Genomic DNA, 13,348 nt, shown 5'->3' on the forward strand with positions numbered 1-13,348 from the left:
GGCCCCCTTGGATGCCCGACGATTACCTACGTTCAATTGAGTCTCTGATCGCAATCGTCCTAGGCTGCATGCGTTGGAAAAGCGGACAGGCTCATGAAGTAGGAGGTGAAAACGGACGATCGACGAACAGGGACGATAATACCAAGAGGAGACTACAATGCCCAATTGCTCCGATAATCTTGGATCTGGCAGAGCCGCGCGATGCGCAGTTTGTGATGGCACGTGTGGTCTCGTCCGGTACTACTCATGGCGCCCCATTTGTTCCAAGTAGTGTTTCGATCGCTTCAGAACGCGCCGGGCAAGTGACCGCGGTTGGCTACCCTGGCGCCACATCGCCTTAGACCAGGCGCCTGAGAACCGCGCGAGGGCTCTGTGATGTTCCAGACACAAGGAGAGCCGCGTCGCATGACCATTTTCACCGGATTGCTGTTCGAGATGATCTCCTTGTCCTGGGGGACGATGTGGAGCGCGCTGGCGGTAGGCTATGCGGTGATTGGCTTGGATGGCCAAGTTTATCTGACAGATGCGGGCGCGGAATACCTAGCGTGGGCGGGAGCTTCAGCTTACAACGAGGCAAGGAATACTTACAAACCGCATAGACTTTGCTCCGCGCTGCCCAAACCATGACCGACCGAGCGATTGCGGGTCAGCTTAAAGCCCTAGCTGACGACTACCAGTGGCGAGCTGAGAAAGCGTCGCGTGTTGATGCTGCCAAAGCACTGGTTCGCTCACCTGCCAGCGCTGAACGCGATGCCCGTGGGGTCTCGTGGAGTAACGGCGTGTCTGGGCGTGAGCCTCAGGCCGATGCAAATTTGATTTCGGCGTTTGCGTTGACGATCGGCGGCGCGTTGGGTGCCGGCCTCCCGATGGCGTTCCTGATTATTTGGCTCTGCTCCTGAAATGTCCCCTGACAGCGCCGCACCATGCCAGCGGGTTGTTGCCAAAGTCGAAACTTGCCTCGCCGAGAGCCTGCACGTTGCCACGCTGGGTGAATGTGTGATCCTTGCCATAGGCGAACATGACGCCGCGCGCATAGGCGCCGTCCGCATAGACACGGGTCCCGGGCAGGATTGTTATCGAATTGTTTCCGCCATTGACACGGATGCCAGCGCCCCCGGCTCCGCCTGAAAGCAGGTCGGCGCGCTGAACCACGGTGTTGCTACTGCCATAAACGTGCAATCCTAGTCCGAGCGTGGCCGTGTTGTAGGTATTCGCGAGATAGGCGGTGCCGTCAGCGTTACGGGCGAAGAAGGGGTCATCATTCACCAGAGTCTGGCCGTTGCCGTAGATGGAGTAACTGAAGAAATTGCGCTGATCGATGATGTAGCCGAGATCCTGCAACGTTGCGATCTCCGCCTCCATCAGATAGGTGTAGTTCCGGTATCTCTGGTGGCTCATCAAACTGTTCTTAAGCTCGGTATGCGACGCGAACGGTATATCCGGCTGACCATTCTCCCTCATCGCTCGCACCGGAATGCCGGGCATGGCCACCGGCTAGCACTTCATTCACATGCTTCCCGGCGAAATAGCCTTGATCGTGCCGCAGATCAAAAACCTCGTCAGCTGGCGAGTTCGCGCAGCCGGAACAATAAATCGCCTGTCCCGGCTTAGCCTGCTTGCCATTGTCATCGTACAAATGGGTCGTCCAAGCATTTATCGCTTCAGGGAAATACGGTGAGTGTGCAAAATAGCCGAAAATGCTACTGCCGATACCGAGCTGATGTGCGCCCTCGTGAAACACAACGGCTGTCAGATTCGCCTGCGGCGTCATCGACAATTGCGATGGGATATATGCCTCGGATGAAAAACCCATCTCGCCGATTGTTATCATGCCATGCGCCCCATAGTTCGGTTTGCTCGGATCCTGACCGGTGAGTGCCGCCTGCACCTTGGTGCCGGCACCCTGTATATCGCTGGACGTATGGATAGAGGCATGTGCGTTGTTATCGAGAAACCCGCCGATATTGACACTGGCCGGCGATTGACCATGTACGACCTTGATGATTTCAGCCCAATGCCGAATTGCCGCCAGTGATTGATCTATTTCCCCTCGCGACAGATTGCGCAGTGAATCCTCAGGCTTCCTAGTTTCACCGCAACAGTAAGGGCCGTCGCCGGTACCGAATATCCGCACCCGCATGAACGGCACACCGTTCGAATCCCTGATATCGTAGGTTTCAATGGCCTGGCCGGGCGTGGCGAGTAACGCGTGAACTGCAACGGCTGTGGCCATCATTGCGATTTTCTTGGTTTTCAAATCATAAACTTCCAGCTGGGGACTAGTTGTGCATCAGCGTGTTTTTGCTATCTCACTGCGACCGTGTGTGCACATTGACCGCCCGCGACTTACCGCTGCGGGCGTCATTGGTGACATCGTAGGTTACGCGCGTGCCTTCCTGAGGCTCCGAGCCGAGTGGCAGCGCTTTAATATGCAGGAAGACATCGTCGCCCCCTGAGTCGGGCTTGATGAACCCAAAGCCGCGATCGGCGACCCACTTCGTCACTATTCCTGATTGCCTTGATCTCAACTTCCTTCCCCTCGAAGCTAAGCCGCCTCAGTTGGCGGCTCGGAGTGCTGTTGACCGGAGTCTCTATTGAGATGAGTGAGCTTCAGTGGACAATCCGACAAAGCAGAGGAACTGCAGGCTGTTGGCAAGTAGTGCAGCAAAAACCGAGCCAATCACCTGACGGTTCCGCGCAGGCGCAGTGAACTTGACGCACGGCGCAAGGGGCACGCACGATGGATGCTTTCTGTCTGAAAGCAAGCCAACACTTGTTCGGCGCCCGCCAACGATGTCGCGAGCTCGACATTGCATACGAAGTACGACAACTCGCCGCACGTATGCGCGAGATGAGCAAGGCTCCTAGCACTACTTTGGCAGATTTATTCACGCCGTTGCTTTTCGCCGATTTGTCTTCTGCAGTACGGGCATCGCTGAGGTCGTGGTCGAACGATGAGTTCGACGATGGCTTGGCGCACGGCCGGCAGGCTCGGTTGAGGCGGAGGACCGCTGATTCTTTTTTTTCCCCCGCTTGTGCGAGACGGCGATACTGGAGGAATGCGTAAGCGATCATGGTCATAAGAGCATGACGATGGAGGCCTTGCCAGGACCGTCCCTCGAAGTGATCGAGCCCCAGTTCCTCTTTCAACTGCTGATGGGCCTGTTCGCAAATCCATCGGGCTTTGATCGTGGCAGCTAAAGAGCGCAGGTCCGTTTTGGTCGGCAGATTGGCGAGATAATACTTCTTCGCTCCCGACGCCCTGTGTTCACCGATGAGCCAAGCTTCGTCCCCCGGAAGATGCTGCTGGCCCATGTCCTTGATCCGCTGCGGAGGTCCATCCGCGGTCCGCACGCGAACCGCGGCGAAGCGAGCTTCCAACCGGCCCTTGGTCCCGTTTCGCCAACTCACATTTTGCCACTTGGCATTGGCCAGCATGTCTTCGGCCTCCGTCGACAATACATCGGGAATGTGCCGCTTGCGGGGACGACCTCGACCGGCGACCGGCCAGATCAGTTTAACCCGGACCGGATAAACCTTCTGGTGACGAGGGATACCGACGGCCCAGGCCAGGCCGCGTGTCGTGAGCCCCTGACGGAACGGCGCGCTGAGACCGTATCCAGCATCTGCCAGCACACAGCCGAAGCGAACACTGGCTGCGATCACGCGATCAATCTCCGCCAACGCGATCTCTGGCTTGGTTCGCGCTACGCGATGCTCGACTGGAACACCGGCGCGCTTCAAACGCACCGGATTACTCGTCCAACTCTCGGGAACGAAGAGACGTAATGCCACCATGACCGGCACTTCACCCCGCGCAAGCGTCACGACACCAATGTTTGGCAATTGGCCATCTTGCCGAGAGACGAGGCATATTGCGGAGCGACACCAACCGAACGATCGCCCTTCTTCGGCATCGCGGTGTCGTCGATGACCAGCACCGCATCTTTGCCGCCGACCAGGCGATCGGCCTGAACCAGCAATTCCGACTCCAATGGCGTCGCATCCCAGACGCCATCAGCGATGAAGTGGTGCAACTGGTCATAGTCACCCGGTGCCAGACGCGCCGCCATCGGCTGGATGCTCTTGCGATCGCCTGGTCCAATCAGTCCCGAGATATAAAGGGGACACATCCTTCGCCGAGCCCTGTGACCCAAGCGATCCGGGAATGGCTTGAGCCAGCGTCCAAGCTCGTCTTCCCACTTCGGCGTCGTGTTCACCATGGTCGGCCCTCCAAAAGCCGACCGCCCATGAATCATTGAAAATCCGATTCGGGAATCCAGTTTCGCCGATCAATCGCCAAAATCTGCCAAAGTAGTGCTAGTCATGCGGAGCGAAAGAAACGGCGCGGAGCGCTGGTCGGAGAAATACTCTCCGTCGCCATGACAAGCGAGGCGCTGGACGCGTACGGATGGCGGATCGCGTTTCTGCTCGGTGCCGGTACGCTGCCGTTCGGATTTTGGTTGCGCAGTGTCCTGCCCGAAACGTCCTGCAAGTTGCCGCCTCTCGCCTTTGCGAGCACGGTCGTCAGCAATGCAGTAGGAATTGCTGCTGCACCCTTGGGCGGTGGGCTCGGAGATCGAGCCGGACGCCGGCCCAATGATATGGCCACAGATCGCCGCGCTGCTGCGGCATCTTACCATCCGGACCGCGGCCTCGTGACGCGCACAACCGACGTGACCGCAGAGGTTGCCCTGGCCATGCCGAGTCCTTCCGGTGCCTATGACTTCGCCGGATGGGCTTTGGCAGCTCCATGCTGGACGTGATCGGAAAATGCTCTAGTTGGTGCACGCTGTGGAGATCATGCCATGACCCGTGAAGGGGCGTTGAAGATCGCCATTGAGGCGCTCACACAATGGTCTCAAGGGAAGGTCGCAACGGCCGTCGTGCTTGCCGCGATCGCGAAGCTCGAAGCGCGTAGGCCGACACCTAGGCGGCCTCCAAAACGGAAGCTCTCTTCCACAACGCGGATGCGCGCGTTAAAGTTACGCCCTAGCAATGTCAGGCCCCTAGGGTCGCGCTGCCATCCTCCGGATATCGAGCAGGAGTACACCGAAGTATTCGAAGAGCGCGAGATCGCTGCATATCACGAGGCGGGGCATGCAGTGATTGCTCGCGCACTAGACATAGAGGTCGCGTGTGTTGCCATCATTCCTTTTATGGGTCGCATTGGGCACGTGTGGCACGAGAAGGCCAGCCCCAAGACTGAAATCTTGATCACGATGGCAGGGCCATTCGCGGAAGCTCGCTTCACCGGCCGGCTGCTTTGTGCTGGCGATGACGAAGCCAACATCACCAGCGCAATGACGCAATTGCCGGAGCCGCGCGAGCACTATGAGGCGAAAGCAAAGACGCTCGTGGCGGAAAGCTGGCGCGCTATCGAAATTGTCGCGGAAGAACTATTGATCGGAGCTGACAGGCTCTACGGCCCGATGCTTGATTTGGCTATTTGCTGCGCTGCCCCCGGCGTCCCCTAGCGATCGATGATCCCGGCGAGGATGGCTTTGGCGCGCACGGAGACGGCCATGTAGTGCTGTGCCGCTTTGATAGACTTGAGCCTTCCCGGGTCATTCTGTGCGATGTTGGGATCAGATAGGAGGCGCTGGAGCCGCGCCTGCGCCACGCCTGCACACGGCGGAGGCATGGCAGGATGGCCGGCCGCGCGACAGTGTCGATCCGCTCAAACTTGCTCGCCACTGCGGCTTTCCTCCAAGTCGCAGTCTAGCGCAGCTCGCGCTACGCATGGAAGAGGGTCCCGTGATCTTGCGGACTGGGCCGCCACGGATTTGCGATCCTGCCATTATTGGGAGGTGGCTGCTAGGGGTGAATGCGTAGAGTAACCGCCTGTCTTGAATATCGGAGGACTGATGGCAGCAGGATGGATGGTTACGATCGGCGTCCCCCAAGACGACGGCAAGCTTCGATATGTAACCTATGCGGTCGCAATCGCCGATGCGGCAGAAGCAGTAAAGGCTTCATTGGCGGCCAGCGCGGGCGAAGCAGCGATCTCGAATTCCGAACTCCGCGAAGCCGACTTGAAGGGCCTTGGCATAAGAGCCGGCGAGCTTGTGACCATATACGATGATCGGATTGATCCGCTGATCTCGCGGACGTGGCGTCCTGATACCGGCTAGGATCGAGCCGCCCCAATCCTCAAGGCACGGCTGACCAGAGCCTTTTCGGGCCGCGTGCGATTGTTTGGCACGCTAGTTGCTGGGCTTGGTTGCTTGGCCCCGATGTCGCGGGACACTAACGTCAAAGTCAGAACTAGCGCGGGCGGTCCGCTCCAACCCGCCCGCGTATCGTGTTGCCAGCGACCCAGCATAGGTTTCTCTCGGCTCAGAGATCGCATGGTCTAAGGTACACATCCGGGGAGAAAGTGCATGACCAAACACCGGAGGCTTTTCAAGCTAACAAAGCCCCTTACTGACCGCCTGTTGGAAGAGGCGGCGCGCTTAAGGAGCCGCGCTGACCAAATGCCGGCATGCGCAAAGCGCGACGCGATATTGCGCAAAGCGCGCGAGTATCAAGTGACCGCTCACCTGGCAGATTGGATTAGATCGTCCGGTGATCTTCCCCCAAATAAGTAGACAGGGTTAAGCTGCTTTTAGCTCCATGTCGATCGGCGCGATATAGCCGATGGCGGAATGGAGACGGGTTCGATTGTAGAAGCCCTCGATGTAGGCGAAGATATCGCGCTGGGCCTCAGCTCTGGTCTTGTATTGACGATGGTGAACGAGCTCGGTCTTCAGGGTATGGAAGAAGCTCTCCATTGGGGCACTGTCGTAGCAGTTGGCTTTGCGGCTCATTGATCCGACGATCCCGGCCGCCGACAAGGCGGCGCGATAGTCGTGCGAGGCGTATTGCACGCCGCGATCGGAGTGATGGATCAATCCAGCCTTCGGCTTCTGCTGCTGGATGTATCGTCAATGCCGACGAGGCGAGGACCTGCATGTGATCGCGCATCGCCCAGCCGACGATCTTGCGGCTGAAGAGGTCGATGATGGCCGCCAGATACAGCCAACCCTCAGCAGTCGGAATGTAGGTGATATCGGCGAGCCAGATCCGGTTCGACGCTGCGGCGGTAAAGTTGCGATCGACGAGGTTCGGCGCGATCGGCAAGCCATGACGGCTGTCGGTGGTCCGAACCCGGCGCGGCGGAGCCATGATGGCGCGGACACCGTGCCGATGCATCAGGCGTTCGATCCGGCCACGGCTGGCGCCACGTTCCCGCATCCGCAGTACGGCGTGGACCCGTGGGCTGCCATAGCGCCCGCCGCTATCCTGGTGGACCTGTCGGATATCAGCCAGAAGCGCGGCATTGGTGGCCGTACGTGTGCTCTCCGGACGCTCGCGCCAGGCATAATAGCCGGCCGGCGAGACCTCGAGCACGGCGCACATCAGCCGCACCGGGTAGGTATCGCGATGGTCCTCGATGAAGCGGAAACTCATGGCCGTGTTCCGGCAAAGATCGCGATCGACTTTTTTAAAAATGTCCCGCTCCATGCGCAGCCGCTCGTTTTCCTCACGCAAACGGGCGATCTCGGCAGCCTGGTCCGCCGGAGCTTCTCAACCCAGCGCCGCAGCACCGAGTCGCGCAAACCGAGTTCCTTGCCAACGGCCGTGATCGACCGGCCACTCGACACCACAAGCTCAGCTGCCTGCCGCTTGTACTCCTCGGTAAACGACCGACGTTGACGTCCTCCATTCGACACCTCCTGGCTCAATAAGCCTACTACAGGTGTCCACTCGTTCGGAGGAGGTTCAATCAGGATGCGAACCCTTTCCACATCCCCTATCCCGGAGCCGTCACTGCCGACTTCCGTCGTGCTTCACGCGAACGAGCCTTTGCGACTTGGCGCGAGATCTCCACGACAAGCGCTATCGCAGAATCTCGAACCTTTGAGAATCGCCTCCTTCAGCTCGGCGGTCGATTAAGTTGACGATGCCTCGCCGACATCTGGGCTGAAGTCCTCGGGGTGGACCGTGGGTGGACCGGGTGGGGATGAACGACAGCTTCTTCGACCTCGGAGGACATTCCACCACCCAGCTCATCTATCGGCTGCCTGAGGCGCTGCATGTGGACGTGCCGCTACGCACGCTGTTCGAGAGGCCGACCGTTGCCCGGGTGAGTCACGTGATCGAGACGAAGAAGCGGACCGGCTCGATCGACACGATGCCGCAGGCCGATTTTCGCGCCGAGGCAGTACTCGAGTCTTCCATCAGACGCGCCTTGTCCGTCTCATCCCGGCCGTCGACGTCGCCGCGTGCCATCTTGCTCACTGGCGCCAGCGGATTTCTCGGGGCCTTTCTACTCCGCGAACTCCTTGGCCAGACCGACGCGAAAATCTATTGCTTGGTGCGCGCCGGTGATGGTAGAAGGCCCTCGTCCGGCTGAGCGGCAATCTCACATCCCTCCACATTGCGGAGGGACAGTTCGCAGTGCGGGTGGTGCCTCTGGCCGGGGATACGGCGCGGCCGCTACTGGGCCTCTCCAGTGCCGACTTCGAAATGCTGACGGATACGGTCGATAGCATCTGTCACTGCGGTTCGACGGTAAATTCTATCTGGCCGTATGAGGGGCTCAAGGCCGCCAATGTCCTCGGCATGCAGGAACTCCTCCGGCTTGCCAGCCGCGGGTGCGTGAAGCGGGTGCATCTCGTGTCCACCCTGCACGTATTCTCGTCGCGCGAAGCGGTGGCGGGGCGAGAACTCCGCGAGGAAGATCTCCCGGATGACCCCGAGGGATTGTCACTGGGTTACACACAGAGCAAGTAGGTCGCTGAGCAGTTGGCGATCGAGGCGCGCCGCAGAGGCATTTCGGTTGACATCTTTCGGCCAGGCGCATCTGGGGGACAGCCACAGCGGTGCCTGCCAGAGGCATGATTTCCTGTGGTTACTGCTCAAAGCTTGCATCGAAACGGGGTTCGCGCCGCAGTTCGACGGCCCGGTGAACGTTATTCCCGTCGACTATGCGAGCAAAGCCATCGTCACCTGTCGCTTGGCAGCGTTTGTCCGGACAGACATTCCACTTGCCAACGGCGCGTCTGTCGCTGGATCGAGATCCTCGAGGTGCTCGGTAGCTACGGGTATCAGTTTCAGTTGTCCCTTTCGCAACGTGGTGTGACGCCATTGTCCGTCATGCCGAGGCTGAGCCGACGAGCGCGGCCTTTTTTGGATCGCGCCGTTGCTCGGAGGAATACCCCCAAGGTGCGGATCTTCCGGTCACCATCAGCTGCCAGAATACGTTGACCGGCCTCTTTGGCAGTGATATCTCGTGTCCGTCAATCGATCGAGGTTTGCTCTCAACCTGCGTATCGCATTTCATCGACAATGAATTTCTTCCTCGGGTCAGATCCTTCCATTGAGCCGCCAATACGACAGTTTCTCCTGGCTCGGCATTCGGGCTTGACCGGATTTCCGAAAATGACGTTTTGCTGTTATCGACGTATCTGACCGGTTGCCGGGATTCGCACTTGAACGGCGGGCACCTCCAGACGCCTGCGGCCGGAAGTGCGGCGTGATCGTGGCGGGCCGGTCCCGCTCGCGTCAGGTGAAGTAATGATCTGCACCTCGAGATCGACCGAAGTCGCGGTGTGGTGGATGAGGCTGGGCTCTCCTTCGGCCGCAGCTGTTAAGCAATGGCGTGCTTGTCTGGACCCTTCTGAGCAGGCACAGGCGGACAAGTTCTATGTCCAGGACGATCGATCGACATACGTCGCAGCACATTGGCTGGTTCGTAGCGCGCTTGCATCGGTAGGCAACTTGCCGCCCGCGAACTGGCGTTTCATCGTCGAAGAGCATGGCAAGCCCCAGATCGATCGGGCCCTCGGCCGGTCCGAACTTCGGTTCAATCTGTCGCATACCAGGGGCTTCGTTGCCTGTGCGGTCAGCGTGGGCGTCGACGTCGGGATCGACGTTGAGACGCTCACGCCGAGCCGGGCGAGCCTCGATATCGCCGAACGCTATTTCAGCCCGTCGGAGGTCGCCATTTTGCGCGACGCACCGCCAGACGAGCAAGCCGAATGCTTCTTCCGTCTCTGGACCCTGAAGGAGGCTTTCATCAAGGCGACCGGCGAGGGATTGAGTCGCCCACTCGACAGTTTTTCCTTCTCGCTGAATCCGGCTTCCATCTCGTTTAGCCAGGGCGAGGCCGATGATGCGACTCAATGGCAGTTCATCGAGCAGCGGCCGAGTCCGCAGCATGTGCTGGCCCTCGCGGTCCGAAAGCCAGCATCTTGTCCGGTGACCCTATCTGTTTGTCAAGTACGCTCACCCGAATGAGCGTAAGCCCGCATGTCCGCCTCCGCCGATGAGGTGGCTCGCCCTACGCTGCGCGTCCGAGGGTTGCTCGGGCGGTCCGAGCCAATCCTCATCACAGGATGAGAGCCCAGCCAACGAGGCCGGCCATTGCCGGGTCCTTGAACAAGAGCGCGTAGCAACCGAGGAAGATGAAAGCGCTGATCAAATGCAGCATCTGATTAATTCTGCTCCGGTGATAGTAACGGTAGTCATCCCACCGCAGGTTTCGCAGCATGTCTGACAAAGGGCTCATGATTAATCCTCGGTCATTTGACGATGTTGAAGCCATAAGCCGAGTCCGTGACAGATGCGTGAATGCATTATGATGTCGCATTGCAGCTTAATGAGGTGGTAAAGCCGAGCGCCAGGCGCACGCGAAAAGTCGGATGTTCGCTTTTCGGCTTGATATTGGTGACCAGGGCAGCCCAGTCGACCACGATCTCCTTTAACCGAATCAGACCCCTTGCAGACGGGGCGGGGCCATACGTTTTTTGAGCAGACGGTTTTCCAGGGTCAGATCGGCTACGGCCTCCTTCAGGGCGGCGGCCTCCCGGCGGAGATCCTTCACCTCGCCGGAGGTCGCAGCTCGCGCCGTATCGCCCGCCAGGAGGCGCTTGCTGGCCTCGAGGAACTCCTTGGACCAGCCGTAATACATCGAGGCGGCAATGCCCTCGCGCCGGCAGAGCTCGGAGATATTCTCCTCGCCCCGCAGTCCTTCCAGCACGGATACGGATCTTCTCTTCCGTCGAATACTGCCGGCGCGTCTGGCGCCGAATGTCCTTTAGCACTTGTTCTGCCGGCGCTTTGCCCAGTCCGGATTTCTGCTCCATCTGCGCTCCTGTTGGCTACGATGAACCAGAAATCCTCCCTCCGCAAAATCCTTCAATTTGTCTCACACGCCCTGACGGCAAACAGGTTCTTGATCAGGACGATACTGCCGAGAAAGTACGGGTTCGCGTTAGCGACATCCCCCGTGGCGCCACAAGCAGTCGTTATGTCGTCAAGGAGATCGCTGGCCTGCTCTGTAGTCCAAGCATACGGCCGCTGGTATGATGGGATGCTGAAAAGGTACTTGTCGCAAAAGATATCAAGTATCGGCTTCTCGTTTGCTTCAATCGTATGACGAATCATCTGTTCTCCTTAAATTCCTTGCCCGGTTGCCGTCTTTGCGTACCGGATATCGGCGCCAAGGATACTATTTTCGGTTGTGAATTGAAATCGCAACCGCGCGTGGCGGGCGCAAAAGTGCAGTTTTGCAGATAATGACGAGGAAAAACTGCATGGAATAGGGAGGGAATTCGCAGCAAAGGACTACCCGTCATGGAGCGCTGCGAAAGCGCTTGACGGCCTCCGCAACGTCAATAACGTCAAGCTAGGGGAGCTGAGATCTTATCCCGCTGGGCGAGCCACGGCCCGAAACGACGGGAGAGTGGCCGCAAAGTGGAGAAGCTAGAGGTATGGCTTTGTGATTGAAGCGCAGACGATCTCAATTTGGAGACACGAGAAGGCCGACGGCGGTATACCGCCTCAGCAAGTCGTCGAGGTCGCTTGCAGATCGCAAGGTTAAATGCGAACTTCGTGTTCCCCTCCTCCAAGACTGCCGCGTGCATTCGGCCGAACTGGGCCGCGCTTTGCGAACCGTCTGTCGCGCGGCGATAGAGACGGGCGACCTGGAGACCACTTCATAATTGACCAGCAGGGCGATCTTTGTCTATGCGCGCATCTGCAAGGCTCAATATGCCGACCTGCTTCAGCAGGTTGGTGGAGCTGTCGCTAAGAAAAATTATAAGGCAGCTGTGAAGCAGGTCTTCCTGCGTTCGGTTGCCGAGTATCTAGCCGCTGCGGGTCCCGCGGTCCTACTTATCGATCGAGACAAAACCACGCCTGGGCCGAGCTTGGTCAAGTTCGAAGGCAGCGCCACGCTGATTGGCGGCGGTGCCATTTCTCTAACTCCGCGCACATACTGGGCCTCCAGATTGCCGATGTCGTCGCCTACGCCATCGGGCGCTTCCTGCGCCGGCGCGACGGGATAACCGCTACCGATCCCGAGCATTACGACCTGTTCGACAAGGCAATTATGGAATTTCTCGGTGATCTGGATGGCCGACTACACGAAGTGACCGGGCCCTTGCCAAGTCTCCCGCAAGCGGTGTGACGCGAGCTCGATGATGCCCGACGGGATACCCATTTCCTAGGGCAGATGGAGGCCTTATGATATTTGGCTATGAACCCACAGACCCGAAAGCTCCTGATCCAGCGCCTTATCGCGCCTATCGGCGTAATCGGCCCTGATTTCGAGCGCTTTGGGGAGCTTTTCCTTGACCATTTGCTCTCGACGCCGCTCGAGCACAGTGGCTTGAACGCGCTCGGTTTTCCGATCAGGCGCGTGCTCGATAGCAGCAGCGCAGATGGCGCGATAGTCGCGGAATATTCCGCGCACGACGACTATTTCACGAGGGGGATGCCCAAGGCCGAGCAGGATCTCGCCCATGCCTTGTCTCATCGTCCGAATGCAAAACTGGTGCTCCTCATCGCCGCACAGCCCGAACGCCCGCAGATTGTGGATGAGTTCCTCAAAGCGGCGCTAGCGAAGCCCGAGATGCAAGGCCGCTCCTTGAGGATATGGGGCGCCGAACGCATTGCCGAACAGCTTGTCGACAAGTTCACGTTCAACGACACGGCCGTCGAGGCATTGTCATTCTATCTGCCAGTGCTGACCGAGATCTGGGAGGAAGCTGCGCGCGATCGCCTGTTTCCAGCACCCGACCTGCGGCACCGGCCGCGTCCCGCAGTATCGGACGAGATCCATCGTCGCCTCGCCAGCGAGAGCTGTGTGTGCAATAGAGAGGATGGCGCCTCAGGGGAGCGACTGCACTGTCCAATTGCCCGCATCGGCGGCAATCTAAGCTGCGGATCTTGGCTTGCGTTATCCGAGGCTTCGAGGGTCTGTGACAAGCTTCGTTTTTGGTTGCCAGCAGACAATAGAGATCGCGGCTCATTGCTGTTGGCGCGCCATAGCAGATGAAGATGGGCACTATGCTGAGCT

At 59.0% G+C, this 13,348-nt stretch carries 13 protein-coding genes and 6 pseudogenes; 12 read left to right on the top strand and 7 right to left on the bottom strand.

Annotated features, from left to right (window positions below):
* The first annotated feature begins 405 nt into the window (after window positions 1–405).
* Window positions 406–627: a hypothetical protein gene (locus HAP48_RS27060; protein ID WP_029085002.1), complete on the top strand. Its 222-nt coding sequence runs from the start codon at window positions 406–408 to the stop codon at window positions 625–627.
* 252 nt (window positions 628–879) lie between these two features.
* Here HAP48_RS27060 and HAP48_RS27065 read toward each other — a convergent pair whose 3' ends face one another.
* The 4 genes and pseudogenes from HAP48_RS27065 to HAP48_RS27080 form a co-directional block, all read right to left on the bottom strand.
* On the bottom strand, window positions 880–1,398 hold the full coding sequence (locus HAP48_RS27065; protein ID WP_029085003.1) for a hypothetical protein: 519 nt from the start codon (window positions 1,396–1,398) through the stop codon (window positions 880–882).
* Window positions 1,399–1,408: 10 nt separating this feature from the next.
* On the bottom strand, window positions 1,409–2,257 hold the full coding sequence (locus HAP48_RS27070) for a hypothetical protein (protein WP_224496622.1): 849 nt from the start codon (window positions 2,255–2,257) through the stop codon (window positions 1,409–1,411).
* Between the two features lie 52 nt (window positions 2,258–2,309).
* The gene (locus HAP48_RS27075) at window positions 2,310–2,504 is read right to left on the bottom strand and encodes a cold-shock protein (RefSeq protein ID WP_225024712.1); all 195 of its coding nucleotides are present in this window, start codon (window positions 2,502–2,504) and stop codon (window positions 2,310–2,312) included.
* Between the two features lie 384 nt (window positions 2,505–2,888).
* Window positions 2,889–4,223, bottom strand: a pseudogene (locus tag HAP48_RS27080) (IS701 family transposase).
* A gap of 126 nt (window positions 4,224–4,349) precedes the next feature.
* Here HAP48_RS27080 and HAP48_RS50510 point away from each other — a divergent pair.
* The 3 genes and pseudogenes from HAP48_RS50510 to HAP48_RS27095 all read left to right on the top strand — a co-directional run.
* Window positions 4,350–4,629 (top strand): annotated as a pseudogene (locus HAP48_RS50510) (MFS transporter); the annotation flags it as partial.
* 179 nt (window positions 4,630–4,808) lie between these two features.
* A complete protein-coding gene (locus HAP48_RS27090) occupies window positions 4,809–5,477 on the top strand; it encodes an FtsH/Yme1/Tma family ATP-dependent metallopeptidase (protein ID WP_165128183.1) in 669 nt (222 codons plus the stop codon).
* Between the two features lie 390 nt (window positions 5,478–5,867).
* Window positions 5,868–6,134 (top strand): hypothetical protein, encoded by a 267-nt coding sequence (locus HAP48_RS27095; protein WP_063619006.1) that lies wholly within the window; start codon window positions 5,868–5,870, stop codon window positions 6,132–6,134.
* Between the two features lie 462 nt (window positions 6,135–6,596).
* On the opposite strand, the pseudogene HAP48_RS27100 reads toward HAP48_RS27095, so the two are convergent.
* A pseudogene (locus tag HAP48_RS27100) lies at window positions 6,597–7,715 on the bottom strand (IS3 family transposase).
* Between the two features lie 51 nt (window positions 7,716–7,766).
* Here HAP48_RS27100 and HAP48_RS27105 point away from each other — a divergent pair.
* The 5 genes and pseudogenes from HAP48_RS27105 to HAP48_RS27115 all read left to right on the top strand — a co-directional run.
* Window positions 7,767–7,938, top strand: a pseudogene (locus HAP48_RS27105) (IS6 family transposase); the annotation flags it as partial.
* A 67-nt stretch (window positions 7,939–8,005) separates the two neighbouring features.
* Complete coding sequence (locus tag HAP48_RS50180) at window positions 8,006–8,398, top strand: SDR family oxidoreductase (protein WP_029085075.1); 393 nt, start codon at window positions 8,006–8,008, stop codon at window positions 8,396–8,398.
* Window positions 8,395–8,778 (top strand): SDR family oxidoreductase, encoded by a 384-nt coding sequence (locus HAP48_RS50185; protein WP_084518834.1) that lies wholly within the window; start codon window positions 8,395–8,397, stop codon window positions 8,776–8,778. Before HAP48_RS50180 ends, HAP48_RS50185 begins: the two co-directional genes overlap by 4 nt.
* Window positions 8,735–9,127 (top strand): SDR family oxidoreductase, encoded by a 393-nt coding sequence (locus HAP48_RS50925; protein ID WP_156929098.1) that lies wholly within the window; start codon window positions 8,735–8,737, stop codon window positions 9,125–9,127. Before HAP48_RS50185 ends, HAP48_RS50925 begins: the two co-directional genes overlap by 44 nt.
* Window positions 9,128–9,561: 434 nt before the next feature.
* Window positions 9,562–10,284, top strand: a complete 723-nt coding sequence (locus HAP48_RS27115) for a 4'-phosphopantetheinyl transferase family protein (protein ID WP_166208676.1) — start codon at window positions 9,562–9,564, stop codon at window positions 10,282–10,284.
* Between the two features lie 502 nt (window positions 10,285–10,786).
* On the opposite strand, the pseudogene HAP48_RS27120 reads toward HAP48_RS27115, so the two are convergent.
* Both HAP48_RS27120 and HAP48_RS27125 read right to left on the bottom strand, forming a co-directional pair.
* Window positions 10,787–11,132: pseudogene (locus tag HAP48_RS27120) on the bottom strand (transposase); the annotation flags it as partial.
* Between the two features lie 52 nt (window positions 11,133–11,184).
* Complete coding sequence (locus HAP48_RS27125; protein WP_166208673.1) at window positions 11,185–11,433, bottom strand: DUF262 domain-containing protein; 249 nt, start codon at window positions 11,431–11,433, stop codon at window positions 11,185–11,187.
* Window positions 11,434–11,990: 557 nt separating this feature from the next.
* Between HAP48_RS27125 and HAP48_RS27130 the strand changes: the two genes are divergently transcribed.
* The 3 genes and pseudogenes from HAP48_RS27130 (at window position 11,991) to HAP48_RS27135 (ending at window position 13,327) form a co-directional block, all read left to right on the top strand.
* A complete protein-coding gene (locus HAP48_RS27130; protein ID WP_156929119.1) occupies window positions 11,991–12,335 on the top strand; it encodes a hypothetical protein in 345 nt (114 codons plus the stop codon).
* Window positions 12,242–12,457: pseudogene (locus tag HAP48_RS50930) on the top strand (DUF3800 domain-containing protein); the annotation flags it as partial. The gene HAP48_RS27130 and the pseudogene HAP48_RS50930, both read left to right, overlap by 94 nt.
* Window positions 12,458–12,526: 69 nt before the next feature.
* On the top strand, window positions 12,527–13,327 hold the full coding sequence (locus HAP48_RS27135; RefSeq protein WP_029085171.1) for a hypothetical protein: 801 nt from the start codon (window positions 12,527–12,529) through the stop codon (window positions 13,325–13,327).
* The last annotated feature ends 21 nt before the right edge of the window (window positions 13,328–13,348 follow it).

The sequence above is a fragment of the Bradyrhizobium septentrionale genome, from assembly GCF_011516645.4.
Classification (GTDB): Bacteria; Pseudomonadota; Alphaproteobacteria; order Rhizobiales; family Xanthobacteraceae; genus Bradyrhizobium; species Bradyrhizobium septentrionale.